Below are 18,703 nucleotides of genomic sequence, written 5' to 3'. Positions count from 1 at the left end.
TCGATGGAAAATTGGTTCACAAGGGGACATGCGTTGGAACAGGATCCTTCCGGTGTTGACTGCAGAGCCGATGCTTTCCGGGACGGTACGCATGGCAGCAAGAGTGCCGCCGGGTAGAGCGGTAATAGGCCAATGCCTATTGGCCGAATTCCCCAGTTCAAAGACACACTGAACTGGGTGTTTCCGGTTCGGAACTCGATGGGTACTAGTCGGCGGGTATTGGTCTGCCAAGACTCTCGCAAGGGATCCCGGTGTCATAGTCAGCCAGGCAATGCTCTGTCTGTTCGTGTATCTCGCCGAGATTTCGTAAGACGTGCACGGACTGGGATGCCCGGCGGTATGGCGCCCATCCCGGCGATTCAGGCCATATCCTTCCTCTTGCACAATCATCTGGCGGATTTCGCCGGCCGACCCTGTTTCCTTCTGGGATCCGATATCCCACTATCTGTCAGCCTGCGGCGGGAGTATGTCCAGCGCGGGATGTACGCGGTTCTGCAGTCAGGAGAGGGGGCGCGGCGATGGCACGGTGCCCGGGACAAATGGACGTTTGACAGGGGATGAGCATGAAGGGATTGGGGTTGGGTGTGTTGCTTGCACTGGGAATGCCAATGACGAGCGCCTGGGCGGCGGTTGATCTGGCGCAGTTCATCCGCAAGGATGATTTCAACGACATCAAGATTTCGCCGACGGGCAAGTACTACGCGGCCACCGTGCCGTTGGAAGACAGAACCGCGCTGGTGATATTCATCAGGGATGGCAACAAGAGCGCCGGCACATTCATGCCGGTGCGTAATGCCCATGTAAGCGAGTTTGATTGGGTCAACAACGAGCGCGTGCTGATCAGCGTCGCCGAGAAGTACGGGATGCTGGATGTGCCGCAGCCCACGGGTGAGATCTACGCCATCAACGCCGATGGTGGCAGGGCTGAACTTTTGGTCGGGTATCGTGTGCAGGACAACGGCCTGGGGACGCGTATTCAACCCAAGAGGGCGGAGCGGGTTGCCGCATTCCTGACCGACACCCTCCCGGGGGATGATCGTTATGCCGTGGTCTCGGTGTGGCCGGAGGGCGATGATCCGTTCACTCGCGCAGATAAGCTGGATGTCCTCAGTGGCCGGCGGACTACGTTGGCGTTTGCACCGGTACGCCGCGCACGCTTCACTACGGACAACAGCGGTGAGGTGCGCTTTGCACGCGGCGCCGGTGCGGACAATGCGAGCAAGTTGTACTACCGCCAGGCGAAGGGGACTGAGTGGCAGTTGATCAATGACGAGAACGGCAGCGGTCGCGTCGAGATCCCGCTGGGCTTCTCCGCCGACAACCAGCTTGCCTACCTGCAGATACATGGTGATGGGGCAGGCACGGACAAGATTGTCAGCTGGAACCCGGCCAGCAACGAGCGCAAGACGTTGCTGCAGGACATGGGCGCTGATCCACTGACGATCATTCAGCAGAATGGGACGGCAGTGCCGGTTGGTACGCAGGTGATGGATGGGCGTCACCGCAATGTGTTCTTTGACGAAGCATCGCCCGAGGCCCGGCAGCATCGCGGCCTGGAGTCTGCCTTCCCGGGGCAGTCGATCCGCATTACGTCCAGTACCCAGGATGGCACACTGCAACTGTTGCAGGTGTGGTCGGGCAACAATCCCGGCGATTTCTACTTGTACGAACCGGCGATCAAGAAGGTCAGCCTCGTGCTGAGTGCCGGTAGTTGGATCGACCCGGACACAGCCGCCACGGTGGAGCCTTTCAGCTTTGCTGCGCGTGATGGCCTGCGCATCGGCGGGTATCTCACCGTTCCACGTGGTGTGAGCGGGGCGCGGCCGCTGGTGGTGATGCCGCATGGGGGGCCGTTTGGCATCTTCGACCAATGGCGTTACGACAAGGACGCGCAGATGTTGGCTGCTGCCGGCTATAGCGTCATGCAGGTGAACTATCGCGGTTCGGGAAATCAAGGTTCTGCATTCCTGCGCGCAGGGGCACGCCAGTGGGGCGGCACGATGCAGGACGACCTTACCGATGCCACGCGCTGGGCGGTGACGCAGGGGCATGCCGATGCGTCGAAGATATGCATCTATGGCGCCAGCTATGGTGCTTATGCCGCGTTGATGGGAGTGGCCAAGGAGCCGGCGTTGTATCGCTGTGCAGCTGGCTATGTCGGTGTGTACGACCTGCCGATGATGCAGCGGGAGGACGGCCGCAAGCGGCGCAGTCTGGGCAATTGGAGTAAGGATTGGGTGGGTGAGGACCAGGCTGCCTTGGCCGCGGCATCGCCCAATCGACTGGCCGCGCAGATCAAGGTGCCGGTGTTTCTTGCCGCAGGTGGCGAGGACGAAATCGCACCGGTCGAACACACCCGGATGATGGAGGCGGCGCTGCGGAAAGTCGGGGTGCCGGTGCAGTCCCTGTACTACGACACCGAAGGCCACGGTTTCTATACCGAGCCGCATCAGCGCGAGTACTACAGCCGCCTGCTAGCGTTTCTTGCCGAGCATCTGGATGGTGGGACGGCCAGGTAAATGATGGTCACGCCCATGCAGTACCCAACGAGGTACTGCATGGGCGACTGGATGCTGCGGCAACGCGAGGTTGCCTCGGCGCCCAGGCTGGCATTTTCCGTTTGCATGGACAGCAGCGTGGCGTCGCCTGCAGACAATCATGGATGCCATGGTGTGGAAGCATGCTCGCTTCTGCGAGTTCCTTGGAAATGAGATCGGCCGAGCCAGTGTGCAGTGGGAAGTCGGCACGCCCCCCCAGCAGCCGATGTCGTTGTTGATGGGGCGCTGATCCGCCACCACACCTGGCAGGCTGACCAAGCCTGTCCAGATCAAGCAAGCGCGGGTGGCGATGCGCCGCTACGGAGGCGCATCGCACACACCCACTCGTAGCGGCGGCAGCAACATCCGCAAGTGAATCTTCTCCGGCTGGATCAGGCGACAGCTGCGTCTCGTCATGTTTGTGATGGATTCGTGGAGTAGCGCGGAGGAACGTCACTTTCATGCAGGATTTCCCAGCATTTTGCTGATCCGTCGCATGACGTCGATCACGAGGGTTTCACGAATGCAACGAGCGCACGACAGTTTTTCAGTGCGGCCCTTTCGTTTTGTCCGTGATTTTTGAAATCACTACGTTGCCTTCACGACGAGCACGGTATTTCGTTTGCGAAATGTTCATGGGTTGAACATTTGAACAGGTGGGGAAACGTCGCAGGGAAATCGGGCGATGGGTACTTTGGCCTGTTCACCTTGAAGTGACCAGTCGAGTGCGTGCTTTCGCGCGCAGCCAATCCGTCGGTGTGCTTGGGAGTTGCAATGGTGCAGCAGGTCGTTACGGACGCGATGGATAAGACGGGGCACGTGCTGGGCCGCAGTGCCCGCAAGATGCTGGGATTGGGGTTTGCGGCGTTGCTGGGGTGGATGCCTTCGGCCTTCGCCGCCAACCTGCAGATCACCGGTGTGCAGGAGGCCGCCGATCCGGTGCCTGCCGGTGGTGTCATCGAGTACACGGTGAACATCCGCAACGGCGGCCCCGAAGATGTCAGCGATGCCGTCATCGCATTCGATCTCCCTGCCGGCACCAATCCGGTCAACCTGCCGCCAGGATGCACCGTCAGTGCGCCGGCCGCTCCTGATGTGGGTCCGCGCGTGGTCTGCGACATCAGCCAGACACTGGGGGATGGGGATTCGACCGACTTTGTCCTGGAAGTAAGTACCGCCGGGCTGGGCATGCCGAACCCGCCCACCGTGAACCTGACTGCCGCGGTCGGCCGCGATCCGGGCCCGCCGCCGGGCACCAAGCTGGGTGACATTCCTGCAGGCAATCCGTTCTATGCCGGCGACGGCAACATCGGCGACAACCTGGAAGTGGAAGGCACCACGCTGGTGGAAGCCGGCGACCTGCAGATGACCAAGACGGCGTCGCCCGACCCGGTGGTTGCCGGTGCCGAGGTGACCTACACGATCAGCATCTTCAATGCGGGCCCGAGCGCCTCCACCAATTTCAATGTGACCGACAGCCTGCCCAGTGGCGTCACCTATGTGGCCAACAGCGCACAGTCGTCGGACCCGAGCTGGACATTCAACAACCAGAACGGCACCTACGGCGGCACCTTGGCGGTTGGCCAGACGGTGACCTATACATTCAAGGGCAAGGTGAATGCCGCCAGCGGCAGCCTGGTCAATACCGCCACGGTGACGGCGGTGGGCACTCCCGACCCGAACCCAGGCAACAATGACGACAACGCAACGGTGCAGGTGGCCGCAGGTGCCGACCTGAGCGTCGGCAAAACCGCAACCCCGACTCCGGCACTGCCCGGTGAAACCATCACCTTCACCGTCACCGTGACCAACAACGGCCCCAGTCCTGCCGAAGGCGTGACGATGAACGACCCGTTGCCGGGTGGCTTCCTCATCGAGAGCGTGAATGCCGCCAGTGGCTGGACCTGCAACACGATCAACGCTGCGACCGAAGTGGACTGCGCATTGCCTTCGCCGGCTACGTTGGCGGTCGGTGCAAGCGCCACCTTCACCATCGTCGCGCGCGTGCCACTGACCGGTCCGGGCAGCAGCGGTAACGTGAGCAACACCGCTACCGTCACCGGCACGCTGCCGGACCCGACTCCGGGAAACAACAGCGGCACGGTCGACTTCCGCGTGCTGCCGGACGGCGCCGACCTGAGCCTGACCAAGACCAAGAGCCCGAATCTTGTTCCCACCTGGCCCGGACCTGGTGCACCACCTGCAGGCAGCGGCTACATCGTCACGTCCACCATCACGGTAACGAACATCGGTCCGGCGGCGGCCACCGACAATGTGCAGGTGGTGGACCAGCTGGCAATCGGTGAGGAGTACTTCCCGTCCGACACCACGCCGTGGAGCTGTGTGGCCTCGGCTTACCAAGCCGGCCAGCGGCAGACTGTTACCTGCACGCTGATGGCCGGTAACTACCCACTTGCCGCCGGGCAGGCCGCGCCGCCGCTGAAACTGCAGTCCTTCGCGCATCCGGAGGCAGAGGGCAATCCGCTCACCAACCAAGCCTGTACCGGCGGCTCGGGTGGCTCACTGGAGCCGGATACCGACAGCGGTCTGGGCGACCCGGAAGACAACAACAACTGCAGCAACGGCACCATCACCCCCACGCCACTGCGCTCGGACCTGAGCGTCACCAAGATGACCAATGATCTTGGAGATACGGACAACACCCTGCCAGTCGGTTACACCGGTGTTGTTTACACCATCGTGATCCGGAATGCCGGCCCGGATGCGACCAATGGCATCGTGATGCAGGACTCACTGCCCGGCTTTCTCCCGAATATAACCACCGCCGTGGTGGAAGGCCCTGCCGGTTGGAACTGTGGTGTCAGCACCAACGGAACCGTGACCTGTGAGTCGGGCACTACGCCGTTGGCGAGTGGTGATCGGGCAACCATCGTGGTGCGCTTGAGCGGACTACTGGCCGATAGTGCTTCACATCCTGCGGGCACCTGCGGTGGCCAGCCAATGCCGCCTGGCGCATGGTGCAATAACGCCAGCCTGGGCATCGACCCACTGGTGCCGGGCACAGCAGGTGAGGTGAACCCGGGCAACAACACTGGCTCGGACTGGGTGCGCGTGCCGCGCGTGTCCAATGTGACCACCGAAAAGAAAGAGATCACCACCGGTACTACCGGTTCGGTCGGCGTGGAGTCCAAGTACCGTATCGATTATCTCAATGAAGGTCCGTCGCTTGCGCCCGGGGTGGTGTTCCGCGATGTGTTCACGTTGCTTGCGAACGACGCCGGCTTCACCTTGGTCGAAGCCACCCGTACCGGCGGTCCTTCCACCGTCAACTGCGATCTGGACTTCACCGGCGGCGTGGAAGCGATTCCCGGCCCCGATGGGCGCCCCAACGTCAACACGGTTGGCCGTGGAGCGGGCACGCTGGTGGTGACCTGTGCGCCGCTGGATATCCCCGGTGGCCAGCGGCAGAGCATGAACATCACGATCCGTCCGCTGGAGGACCTCAACTCACTTGTCACGCGTATCTACCCCAACGTCGCGGACTTCTACTTCGACTTCAACAACGACGGTACGCCGGACCTGAGCAATGGCACCGACGCGCAGGGCCAGTATGAGTTCAACACCGATAAGTCGCAGGGCAATGATCAGAAGGATGCAGTGCTGACCATTAATGTGGGCAGCGCGGATCTGCTGCTGAACAAGGACGATATCGGCTGGGATCCGCTGGGCTTCCACCCGGATGATCCGTCCGTGAACATCATCACCTACCGGGTGAGGGTGCTTAACCAGGGGCCTTCGGTTGCCACCAACGTCAAACTGGTGGATACCGTCACCGCTGCAGCGGGCAAGACAGTGCTGTTCCTCGGCGCCTCGCCGGACGCGGCCGGGCCTTTCTCCATGGCCAACTGCACCGTGGCAACGGCCAACCCGGTAACCGGCGGAGATTTGACGGTGAACTGCGCGATGCCCGGCGCGGGTTTCACGCCGCATGTCACTGGCGTGATCAAGAGTGGCTCCGAATCGGCGCTGTATCTGCGCTACCAGTACCTGACCGAACCGGGTCCTGGCGGCGACACGCTCCGCAATACGGCTAAAGCCAGCGGTTCGGAAGCTGACCCCGTTGGATCCAATAACGAAGCCACGGAGAACACTGCCATAGGCATTCGTGTCGACCTTGCAGTGAGCAAGCGCGCGGTGTCACGGAACACACCGCCGGATGCAGATCCAAACGCGACATTGCCTGCCGCCATCAGCACCGTGTCGTTGCGCGAACCGTTCTACTGGGTGATCGACGCGATCAACAACGGCCCGGGAAGCAGCCTCTCGCGTGACCGGACCGGTAGCAATCCGCTCAATGGCATCGGTACCATCATCACCGACACGCTGCCGCCGAACATGGTGGTCACCGGATCGCCGATCACCTGGCAGAAAGTGGGGCCCGACTCGCCCTATGTGAACGACGACGTGCCTGACGGCACCGGCACCTGCAGCCTGGTGGGGCAGGAAGTGACCTGCAACGTGGGTGACGTGACCTCGGTGCTTGCCCAACAAGGCAAGGTGCGCATCATCATTCCGGCGCGTTGGGATGTGGTGCCACCGGGTGGCAGTGCCATCAACCGGGCGGAAGTGTCGACCCAACAGGTCGACAGCAACAGCGGCAACAACGAGGCCACGGCGCCCATCAACGTGGTCGCCTCGTCGCTGGCCGGTACCGTGTTCCAGGATCGCGACCGCAGCGGTGCCAACGGTGGCGTGCCGCAAGCCGCATCGGTGGAGCCGCGTATCGCCAATGTCGCGCTGCGCCTGACCGGTACGGATGAATACGGCAATCCGGTTGATCAGACGATCAGCACGGGCAGCGGTGGTGACTACGTGTTCGACAACCTGTCGCCGTCCGACGCCGTTGGCTACCGCATCCTGCAGACCCAACCAGCCGGCTTCTACAACGGCCCGGTGGACCCGCCAGCGAGTGGGCCATTGGCGCCCTCATTGGGCGGCACCTATGCCGCAGGCACGCCGGATTCCAGCTACACCGGCATCGTGCTGCCGGTCGATACCGATGGTGAGCGTTACAACTTCCCCGAATTGAACAATGCGCGCATTGCCGGCTTCGTCTATATCGATGCCGACTTCAACAACGTGCGTACCGTCGGCAGCGATCCGGCGATCGTCGGTGCCACGGTCGAACTGCTCGACGCGGCGACCTCGGCGGTCGTCGCCACCACCACCACCGACAGCGCTGGTGCCTACCAGTTCGAGAACCTCGACCCGTTCACTGTGTACACGCTGCGCCAGCCGCTGCCGACGGGCACCTACCGGAATCGGCCCAGCGCGATCAATCCGGGTATGGTCAACGGCGCGGCCTGCAGCAGCGGCTGCACGCCCGGCACGGCGGTGGCTGGCGATCCGGCCAGCACCGACCGCATCAGCCAGATCGACCTGAGCGTGGGCATCGGCGCCAGTGAAGGCCTGGAGTTCAACTTCGGCGAAGAACCCAGCGGCAGTTCGCTAGCCGGTCGGGTATGGCTGGATGGCAACAACGATGGCGTGATCGACGCAGGCGAGGCCGGCATCGCCGACGTGACCATCGAGCTCAGCGGTACCGATGCCAACGGCCAGTCGGTAAGCCAGAGCATGGTGACCGACGCCAATGGCAATTACCTGTTCGGCGGCCTGCTGCCAGGCACCTATACGGTCACCGAACCGGAGCAGCCGACCGGTACGCTCAATGGCATCACCGTGGCGGGCAGCACCGGTGGCACGGCCACTGCGGCGGCGGTCACGCCCTCGGTGATCAGCACGATCAAGCTGGGGCTGGACGAAGCCAGCACCGGCAACAACTTCGGTGAGATCGGTGGCGCATCGATCAGCGGCCGGGTGTACTACGACAACAACAACAACGGCATCATCGATGCGAATGAGTCGGGCATCCCGAATGTCACGTTGCAGTTGACCGGCGACGACGACCTGCCGGCGAACAACCCGGCGCCACGTGCGGTGATACCGCCGCGTACCGTGGTCACCGATGCCAACGGCAACTATCAGTTCGACAACCTGCGCCCCGGCACCTATACGGTGACCGAGCCGGACCAGCCGCCGAACACCACCAACGGCATCACCAGCGCCGGCACCGTCAACGGTGGGCCGATGGGCGTGGCCACGCCGGTCAGCACGCTGCCCTCGGCGATCAGTGCCATCATCGTGGCGTTGGGCCAGGAGGCGATCAACCAGAACTTCGGCGAGATCGCCGACCGTCCGGACCTGGTCGTCAGCAAGATCGCCGAGCCCACCCGTTTCACCGTCAACAACATCGCCAGGTACACCATCCGGGTGCGCAACATTGGACCGCAGCTGACCGAGGGCAGCTACCAGGTCGATGACCGCCTGCCGGTGGGCGTGACACTGGCGGCAACACCGACCGGCAATGGCTGGGTATGCAATGGTGCTGTCGGCGCCGACCGTTTCAGCTGCACCAGCAGCACCGTGATCGCCAATGGCGCCACGTCGGCCGATGCCATCACCGTTGCTGTTGCGGTGAGTGCGGCTGCAGCAGCCGCCTCGCCCATCAACAACGCGGTGATAGTGCGTGGCGGTGGCGAGGACAACGACCACATGCCGTCGACCAGCGAGCAGGGGGCCTTCGACGGCGACGTCACCCAACTGCCGGTATGCGACCCCGCCATCACCCAGAATGCCTGCCGCGTTCCCACCGAAGTGCAGCAGGCTGCATCCCTGTCCGGCACGGTGTGGTTCGACGGTGGTAGCGACGATGCGCTGCTGGATGCCGGCGATACCCGTCTGGCCGGCTGGATCGTGGAACTGTTCGATCCGGCCACCAACGAGGTGATCCGTACCACCAACAGCGGCGTGGATGGTGCCTACCGCTTCCTCGACCTGCTCCCCGGGACCCGCTACGACGTGCGCTTCCGCCACCCGCAGAGCCGGGTGCTGTGGGGCTTCCCGGTCAATGCCGAGACCTCGGCCGGACCGCCGGCACCGTGCGACACGCGCCGTGGCATCGACGACGGGCTGGCCTCCAGCTGCCGCATCGACGGCGATGGCATCACCCAGCTGGAAGTGGTGTTGCGGGCCGGTGAGAACCTGCCGCAGCAGAGCCTGCCGGTCGATCCGAGTGGCCTGGTGTATGACGCGGTGACGCGTGATCCGGTACCAGGTGCCATCGTGACGCTGGCAACGGTCGGCATGTGTTCGGGCTATGACCCGGCGACCTCGGTGCTCAATGGCGGTCAGGGGGGATACAACATCGACGGCGACCGCATTTCGATGACGGTCGGCACCGATGGCTATTACCAGTTCCTGTTGGGGCCGGCCGCACCCAACCGCTGTGAGTTCCAGCTCACGGTGACGCCGCCTGGCGGTTACACCTTCCGGTCCACGCTGATCCCGGCCGAGAACGGCACGCTGTCACCTGCCGGTGCCGCCGGCACCACGTTCAACGTGCAGCCGCAGGCCTCCGCGCCCACCGCTCCCGTGGGTGCCGGCACGCAGTACTACCTGGGTCTGTTTGCGGGTTCGTCCACGGCCAACATCGTGCACAACCACCTGCCGCTGGACCCGGCAGTCGCGCCGGGCCTGGTGCTGTCCAAGACCGGTGACAAGCAGATCGTCGAGATCGGTGACACGGTGCTGTACACGCTCAGCATTCGGCAGACCGCGGGGCAGGCATTGAACACGGTCAACGTGATCGACAACTTGCCGCCGGGCCTGACATACATCAACGGCACTGCGCGTGCTGATGGCGCCGGTATTGCCGATCCGCTGGGCAAGCCGGGGCCGCGTTTGGTGTTCGATGTCGGCTCGATCCGGCCGGGCCAGCAGATTCTGCTGACCTACCGCGTGCGTGTGGGCGTGGGCGCGATGCAGGGTGACGGTATCAACCGCGCTCAAGCGCACGGCTGTTCGATAGATGGTGGCTGCGTCGATCCGGGCACGCTGCAGCCACGCCCGGGTACGGTGCCGTCCAACAATGCGCAGTACCGCGTCCGGATCACCGGTGGCGTGTTCACTGATGAGGCCTGTGTACTTGGCAAGATCTTCGTGGACAGCAACAACAACCACATCCAGGACAGTGAGGAGATCGGCATCCCGGGTGTGCGCTTCTATTTCAACGACGGCACGTGGATGGTGTCCGACTCGGAGGGCAAGTACAGCTACTGCGGCCTTCCGCCAAAAAGCCACACGCTCAAGGTGGACAGCAGCACGCTGCCGATCGGGTCGCGCCTGACCACCAGCAGCAACCGCAACCTGGGCGACGCGGACAGCCTCTTCATCGATCTGAAGAACGGTGAGCTGCACCGTGCGGACTTCATCGAGGGCAGTGGTTCCAATGCGGTGCTTGAGCAGGTGAAGGCGCGTCGTACGCAGGGCGAGGTGCGCTCGGTCGAAAGCGAGCTGCAGGGTCTGCCATTGAGCTTCCAGGCACAGCCGTTGCGTGCGCCGACCAACGCTACCGATTCGGCCAACCAACGGCCCGGTGGCATCGTGGTACCGCGTGGCAACCTGCGGCAGGAGCCGGGTAGCCAGGGTATGGAAGGCAATGCGCCTGTCGCTGCCAGCGCTTCCGACACAACGACGATGACACGCACCACTGCCGGCTCCGTGGCAAGCGATGCCGCGCCGTCGAATGCAGTGCCGGTGACGCACACGGGCGGGGCGGTGTTTGGCACCCAGGAAGCGACCGTGGCGACCACGGCCGCAGCGCAGGGTGCACAGCATCGCTTCGACTCCGCGCTGCCCACCGATGCACTGGCACAACCGCAGTCGCCGGCCAGCACCGACGATCCACCGCAGGCAATCAACCTGCAGTCCGGCAGCGTGGACTACAGCGCCAACACCGAGGTTGAACTGATCCGGGTGGACGTGGACCGCGACGGTGTTCCGGCCGATGGCCAGTCACCGGTGCATGTTGTGGTGCAGCTGCTGGGTACCGATGAAAAGCCACTGGCGGGCAAGCGCTTTGCCACCATCGAATACAGCGGCGGGCGCGTGCGTCTGGCCGGGGGGCGCACCGATGAGCTCGGGCCGGGCCGCTTGGACGCTGATCGCGGCACTCCGGGCATTCAATTGCCGGTGGAGAACGGTCGTGCCGAGTTCGATCTGCTGGCCCCGGACGTACCGCAGGACGTGCTGCTGCGCATTACTTCCGGTGGTGTGGCCGCCGAGAATGCCATCAGCTTCCTGCCGGAAATGCGTGAGCTGCTGGCTACCGGTTTGGTTGAGGGGATCGTCAACTTCCGCAACGGTGCGGCACTGGAGACCGCGCGTCGTGACGATGGCTTTGACCGTGACATCCGCCGCTGGGAGCGCGACTTCAACAGCGGCAAGGCCAATGCTGCCGCACGCACGGCATTCTTCGTCAAGGGCAAGATCAAGGGCGAGTACCTGCTGACCGCCGCCTACGATTCGGACAAGGAAGTGCGTGGCCGTCTGTTGCGCGACATCCAGCCGGAAGAGTTCTACCCGGTCTATGGCGACTCCTCGCTGCGCGGCTTCGATGCCCGCTCGGCCGAGCGTCTGTACGTGCGCATCGACAAGAACCGCAGCTACATGATGTACGGCGACTTCCAGACCGGCGATACCTTGACCACGCAGACCGGCATCAGCAGCAGTGGCAAGGCGGTGATGCGCAGTCTGGGCACGTACAACCGCACTGCGACTGGCTTCGGCTGGCACTTCGAGGGCAAGCGCGTGCGCGGCAACGTGTTCGCGATGGAGGATTCGCTGCGCCAGGTGATCGACGAATTCCCCAGTCAGGGGAGTGGCCCGTATGCGCTGAGCAACAACGCCGTGCTGGAAGGCAGTGAGCGGGTGGAGGTGATCACCCGCGACCGCAACCAGCCCAGCCGCATCATCAACGTACGCGCACTGGGCCGGCTGGTGGACTACAGCTTCGAGCCGTTCTCCGGGCGCATCCTGCTCAACACCTTCCTGCCGGGCTTTGACAGCGAGCTCAACCCGATCTCGCTGCGGGTGACCTACGAACTGGATCAAGGTACGGAGAAGTTCTGGGTGTACGGCGTGGATGCGCAGTTCCGGCTGACCAAGGCAATCGAGGCCGGTGCGTCCTACGTGCGTGACGAGAACCCGTTCGCACCGTTCAAGATGGGCAGCGCCAATCTGGGTTTCCGTTTTGGACCCAATACCTGGATGGTGCTGGAAGCGGCGCGTACCGAGAGCGAGGTCAACACCAACTCGATCAATCAGTACGCCACACCGGGCCTGCAGAACCTCAGTGGTGATGTGGAGGGCAATGCCTACCGCATGGAGTTTGCCCACGACGGCAAGCGTTTTGATGCGCGGATGTTTGCCGGCCGCAGTGATCCGGCGTTCAACAACCCGTCCTCGCCGTTGTATGGCGGGCGTGGCGAGTACGACCTGGAGCTGACGTGGGCGGTGAATCCACGCTTCCAGGTGTACGTGGAAGCCATGCGCAGCGAAGATCGCAACCCCGAAGGCGGTGACCGCAATGCGGCTGGTGCGGGTGTACGCATCGATGCTACCCAACGCCTCACCTTGGATCTCGGGGTGCGCAGCATCCGCGAGACGGTGGGTGCCTATTCGCCGTGGTCCATCTCGCCACCATTCGGCAGCAGTGGTGGGCTCAGTGGTGGTTTTGCCACGGGCAGCGCAGGCGGGGCACTGGGTTATGGCCAACAACCGCTGGATCCGCTGACCGGGTTGCCGGTGATCCGCAGCGAGGGCACCGTGCCCAACTCCACGTTGCCGGTCGGCACCGAGCTGGAATCAGACAGCGTGCATGTCGGTGCCGGCTACAAAATCAGCGACAAGCTGGTGCTGGGGGGCGAATACGAGCAGGACGTCAACGGTGAGGATCGCAACCGCTTCGCTTTCGGTGCCGACTATCGCCTGCGTGAGCGCAACCGTCTGTACGGCCGTTACGAGAAGCAGACCGGCCTGACCAGCGCCTACGGCATTACCACCACCGACCGCGAGAGCGATGCCCTGGTATTCGGTGTGGACAGCACCTATCTCAAGGACACCCAGGTGTTCAGCGAGTACCGGTTGCGTGATGCCATCGCGGGTCGCGATGTACAGATGGCATCGGGTATCCGCAATGACTGGAGCCTCACAGAGGGGCTGCGACTGAGTACGGCGGCCGAGCACGTCAAGATCTACGACGGTGATACCGGCGACACCACCGCGCTGGCGTTCGGGCTGGACTACAGCGCCAATCCGCTGTGGCGCGGTGCGGTGCGCCTGGAGTACCGCATCTCCGGTGACGTGGACGGAACGCTCGACACCAACGAGGAGTTCAACACCACGCTGTTCCAGTTGATGTGGGCGCGAAAGCTCAATCGTGACTGGACCCTGCTGGCCCGCAACTACCTGCTGTCCACCGACTACAAGGCGCGCGGTGACGTGATGCAGGATCGCTTCCAGCTGGGTATCGCCTACCGGGATACCGACCGCAACCGGATCAACGCACTGGCACGTTACGAGTACAAGCTGGAGTCCGACAAGAGCGGCATGGGCGTCGATGGCGGTTCCAGCCGCGACATCGGCCAGGACGTGCGTACCGCCGCACACATCGTCTCCACGCATGCCGACTGGCATCCATCGCGACCGTGGTGGCTCACCGGACGCATCGCCGCCAAGTGGCAGAAGGATCGTTTTGCCTATGCAGACGGTGATCGGGTCGACGACAGTTTCCGTGGCGTGCTGATATCGGGGCGGGTGGTCTACGACATCACCGAGAACTGGGATATCGGTGTGCTTGGCTCCACCTTCCGTGGCGACTACGGAAGTGACCAGTACGCCTACGGCATGGAGATCGGGCGTCTGCTGCGGCAGAACCTGTGGCTGTCTGCCGGCTACAACTTTGTCGGCTTCGCCGCTGACCCGGATCTGGCCGGCTACGAGTACACCGACGAAGGCGCTTTCATCCGTCTGCGGTTCAAGTTTGACGAAGACTTGTTCCGTCGCGACGACCACCGTTACCGCAAGCCGGCGCAGCAATGAGGACACCGGACATGACACTTCGCCGCACGCGATTGATCACGGGTTTGATGTTGGCTGCTGCCTGTGCCGCGCCCTCTTGGGCGCAGCAGGAAGGCCCTGGGAAACGCACCGAGCTGACGCCGGAGAAACAGCGCATCACCGACGAGGCGCTGTACGCGGACCACTCGCGCTACCAGGCCACCCAGGACCGTATCCAGGCGTTGAATGATGGGGGTCGCCCGGTGCGTGACTACCATCTGGCCAAGGCGCAATGCTGGCTGGATGTCTCGTTCCACGAGTACAGCCGCAACGACCGCAGTCATTTCCCGCAGGCGGCGCTGGATGAATCGGTGGCATTGATCGACGGCATGGAGCGCGGCGTCTCCCCGATGCCGACCGACACGCCACTGGTGAACGACGCCAAATACCTGCGCGCCGACCTGTGGCAGCGGCTGAAGCTCATCCATGGCACACCGGGTTTTGCGTGCGCGCAGCAGAAAGTGGCCTGCGGCGAAGTAGAGCTGGTGCATGCCGGCAATGAGTTCAACCAGCAGCAATGGCGGCATTCCAAGCCCTATATCCAGATGGCCGAGGATTTGACCAACGAAGCCGAAGCCCTGGCCCGGCAGTGCACACCACCGGCGCCACAGAACATGACGCTCACCGCCAACGTGGTGTTCGACTTCGATCGTGATACCCGCCGGCACATGCGCGCGGAGTCGGTGCTTGGCATGGAGGGCGCCCTGCGCCGTATCGCCGAAGAAAAGCTGCGCCTCGTCAGCGTGCAGCTGGTCGGCCATGCCGACCGGCTGAAGGGCCCGACCGACCAGTACAACCAGGGGTTGTCCGAGCGTCGAGCACGGACCGTGCGCCAATACCTGATTGATCAGGGCATCGCCGCTGACCGCATCCAGTACGAGTGGCGCGGCGACCGCGAGCAGGTGCAGGCCTGCGACGGTCTACGCGGTGCAAAGTTGAAGGAATGTCTGCTACCCAATCGCCGCGTCGAGGTGAAGTTCCAGGTCGAGCGTTGAATCATTCGGGCATATCGGCTTGTTGGGAGCGCAGAGGCAATCAGTGGAGCGGGACGTGGACTGCCGAGCGGAGGGCACGGACAGCCCGATGCACGGATCCTTCGCATCGTCATGCCGGGATCCTGCCCGCTGTCGGCGGACGGGCGCATGGACCTTGGAGCTGCAAGGCGGTCCTCTCGATTCATTGCGGCATAATCCGGCTTCTGTCATCGCCTCAGGGAGGAAGCCATGCATGTTTCAGAATGGGTGGGCCTGGTGGGAACCAAGAGCACGGATGAACGGCTCGTCGAATGGTTCGCACAACATGCTCTTGCCAGGCCGCCAAAATCGGTCACCGCGAACCAGGGCAAGAGGTCCATCAAGGACAAGGCGCGGGGGATGGAGCACCATTTCGCCTTCGACATCATCAATGACCGGTTCTATCCACCGGTCTCCCTGAAAAGCGGCAGTCTGGAGTGCTACCTGCAGGCGATATCGCTGTACGCCTGCAGCCCGAAGGGAAGTGCGGTATTGCCGGAAGGGTTCTGGAACGGGTGGGCAGGCCCTGGCTCCAGTCTTGAGCACTGCCTGGCGTTCTTCGACGGTCAGTTCGAAGATTATGACGATACCTATCTGTTTCGTAGGGCCGTGGGTGATGTCGCCGAGCTGAAGCTGTGGTTCTCATTGAAGAAGCAGCGGGTGGAGACCATCGACGTGCGCCTCGTCGAGGACCGGCAGTTCCTGGGCGCCTATGACTTCGATCCGGAAAACATACACAACACAACGAAGCAGACGGCGACGTTGCTGGTGAAGTGGTTGTTCGACGATCGTCATCTCCTGCTGGATGACGGCGTCTACCAGCGCGGGCTGGAGGATGACCACGAGGCCATCCTGCGATTCGTCCATGGGCACCTGAATGGTCATGTCTGGAAGTCGCAGCTGGCCGATGATCGGGCATTGCGTGACGTGCTCAGCCATACGCAGACCAGTCGCCGCCTTGTACTGAAAGACGGTGAGACGCTGGAACTGTTCGCCCAGCATCTCCATTTGAAGGCCGCAGGTGCCTGGGAAGCCTATCAACGCGTTTACAACGACGACACGCTTGATGACTGGAGTGGCGCCGTGGCGGAGTTCGAGCGCGGTGTAGTGCTGACCTTCGCCCAGCGGATGCATTTCCGGGAAATGCTGGGCGATGCCTATCGCAAGGTGAAGGCCGATATCGGCTGAGCATCCCAGCTCCCGGTGTTGTCCGGTGCGGGGACGTCTGCCTGGCCATGCATGCGTGGCCAGGTCCGGAGCGGCAGTCGGTTGCTGGTGCGGGCGCTGCCTGCCGGCCTCAACGCACGCCGTGCATCATCCGCTTGAGCAGCGGTGATACCAGCAGTGCGACAACCGCGCAGCCCAGGCCAATCCACATCAGCAGCCAGAACAGATGCTCATAGCGTGCGGCGGCCTGTGCGATGTCCATTACTTCGCCTTCAGGGACATCGATGGCGGCAAGCTTGCCGAACAGCGCCGCCAGCGTTTCGGAGAACGCCGTGGCCAGGAACCAGGTGCCCATCATCAGGCTGACCACGCGCGGCGCAGCCAACTGGGTGACGGCGGACAGGCCCACTGGCGACAAGCACATCTCGCCGATTTCCAGAATCAGATAGGCAAGCACCAACCACCACACGCTGGCCATCTGCCCGGTGAGACCGACCTGCTGCGCGGCCAACGCCAACGGCACGAACGACAACGCAGCGAACACCAGGCCGAAGGAGGATTTGACCGGCTTGGATGGATCCAGCCGGCGCTTGTCCAGCCACGCCCACAGCGCGGCAAACAGCGGCGCCAGCAGCACCAGGAACAACGCGCCCAGGTAAGTGAGCGAACCGGCGGTCTGTGGCAGCACCAGGCAGTCGCGCACCAGCATCACCAGCATCGCGATCACGATGAGCGCGAACAGCGTGCGTGGTGCCTTCGAGGTGGGGTTGCGGTCCGACAACCGCGCGGCCACCACGAAACCCAGCGGTGCCAGCAGCAACGAAACAATCGACCACGGCAGCGGTGTGCCCTCACGCACGACCAGCGACGGGACCAGATCCTTGGTCAGCAGGCGGTCGGTGAAAGTGACCCACGAACCGTAGGTCTGCTCATACAAGGTGAAGAACACCAGTGCCATGAAGATCAGCACCATCAGCGCGATCATCTGCTGGCGCTGTTCCGGCGTGCACTGGGTGCCGGTAAACCAGGCAAACCACAGCAGCACGCCCCCCAGCACCACGATCATCAGCATCAGCGCAAGGCTGATTTCGCCGCCCAGTGCGAACGCGCCGTTTGCAGCGGCCCACATCAATGCTGCCACCGGCACTACCGCGACGATGGCCACGCCGTAGATCAACCATTCGCGTGGCAGGCCGAGCACGCGCTCACGCAGTGTGTGCGGCTGCGCCGGTTCTGCATGGCCCTGCAGGTATTTCTGGCCCCACAGGAACATGCCCAGCCCGACCAGCATGCCGATCCCGGCGGCACCGAATCCGTATCTCCAGCCATAGGCTTCGCCGAGAAAACCGCAGACCAGCGAGGCGAACAGCGCGCCCAGGTTGATGCCCGCATAGAACAGCGAGAAGCCCGAATCGCGGCGAGGATCGTTCTCCGGGTACAGCTTGCCGACGATGGTGGAGATGTTGGGCTTGAGGAAGCCCACGCCCATGATGATCAGTGCCAGCGACAGATAAGTGATGCTCAACGCGGCTTCGTCACGGACCACTTCGCCGGCGACGCGATGGGCTTGATGGCCCTCGAACGCCATGCCGGCATGCCCCAATACCAGCAGGATGCCGCCAAACACCACCGCCTTGCGCATGCCCAGCCATCGGTCGGCCAGCAGCCCGCCAAACACCGGGATGCAGTACACCAGCCCGCCATAGGCGCCGAGCAGATCCAGCCCGGCCTTGTCGCCGAACAGGTGGTACTTGGTCAGGTACAGCAGCAGCAGCGCTTTCATTCCATAGAAAGAAAAGCGCTCCCACATCTCGGTGAAGAAGCAGACATAGACGCCCTTGGGGTGGCCCAGGAAATCATCCGTACCGGTCATGGGAAGGGAAGCGGAGGACATCGGCGGCGGCCAGAGCGAACGAAGCCGGCGAGTATAGAGGCCGGGAGCGGCTGCTTCTGCGGCACCGCCGCAACGTGCTGCATGGGGCCGGGCTGTGCCAAATCCGGCCACGG

General features: G+C 63.3%; 5 protein-coding genes. 4 read left to right on the top strand and 1 reads right to left on the bottom strand.

The window, feature by feature from the left end:
* Positions 1-608: 608 nt before the first annotated feature.
* The 4 genes from ABB26_RS13975 to ABB26_RS13960 all read left to right on the top strand — a co-directional run bounded on the left by ABB26_RS13975 (position 609) and on the right by ABB26_RS13960 (position 16,717).
* On the top strand, positions 609-2,519 hold the full coding sequence (locus ABB26_RS13975; protein ID WP_057635171.1) for an alpha/beta hydrolase family protein: 1,911 nt from the start codon (positions 609-611) through the stop codon (positions 2,517-2,519).
* An 819-nt stretch (positions 2,520-3,338) separates the two neighbouring features.
* Positions 3,339-14,498 (top strand): SdrD B-like domain-containing protein, encoded by an 11,160-nt coding sequence (locus ABB26_RS13970; protein WP_161809060.1) that lies wholly within the window; start codon positions 3,339-3,341, stop codon positions 14,496-14,498.
* Positions 14,499-14,509: 11 nt separating this feature from the next.
* Positions 14,510-15,511, top strand: coding sequence for an OmpA family protein (locus ABB26_RS13965; protein ID WP_161809059.1), 1,002 nt, complete (start codon positions 14,510-14,512; stop codon positions 15,509-15,511).
* Positions 15,512-15,739: 228 nt separating this feature from the next.
* Positions 15,740-16,717: a hypothetical protein gene (locus ABB26_RS13960; protein WP_057635164.1), complete on the top strand. Its 978-nt coding sequence runs from the start codon at positions 15,740-15,742 to the stop codon at positions 16,715-16,717.
* 109 nt (positions 16,718-16,826) lie between these two features.
* Here ABB26_RS13960 and ABB26_RS13955 read toward each other — a convergent pair whose 3' ends face one another.
* Complete coding sequence (locus tag ABB26_RS13955) at positions 16,827-18,590, bottom strand: peptide MFS transporter (RefSeq protein WP_057635162.1); 1,764 nt, start codon at positions 18,588-18,590, stop codon at positions 16,827-16,829.
* Positions 18,591-18,703 lie beyond the last annotated feature (113 nt).

Origin of the sequence: Stenotrophomonas humi, from assembly GCF_001431415.1 — a bacterium.
In the GTDB taxonomy this organism is placed as follows: Bacteria; Pseudomonadota; Gammaproteobacteria; order Xanthomonadales; family Xanthomonadaceae; genus Stenotrophomonas; species Stenotrophomonas humi.
The sequence above is the reverse complement of the archived record's forward strand: the minus strand, read 5'-3'. Positions and strand labels throughout refer to the sequence as shown.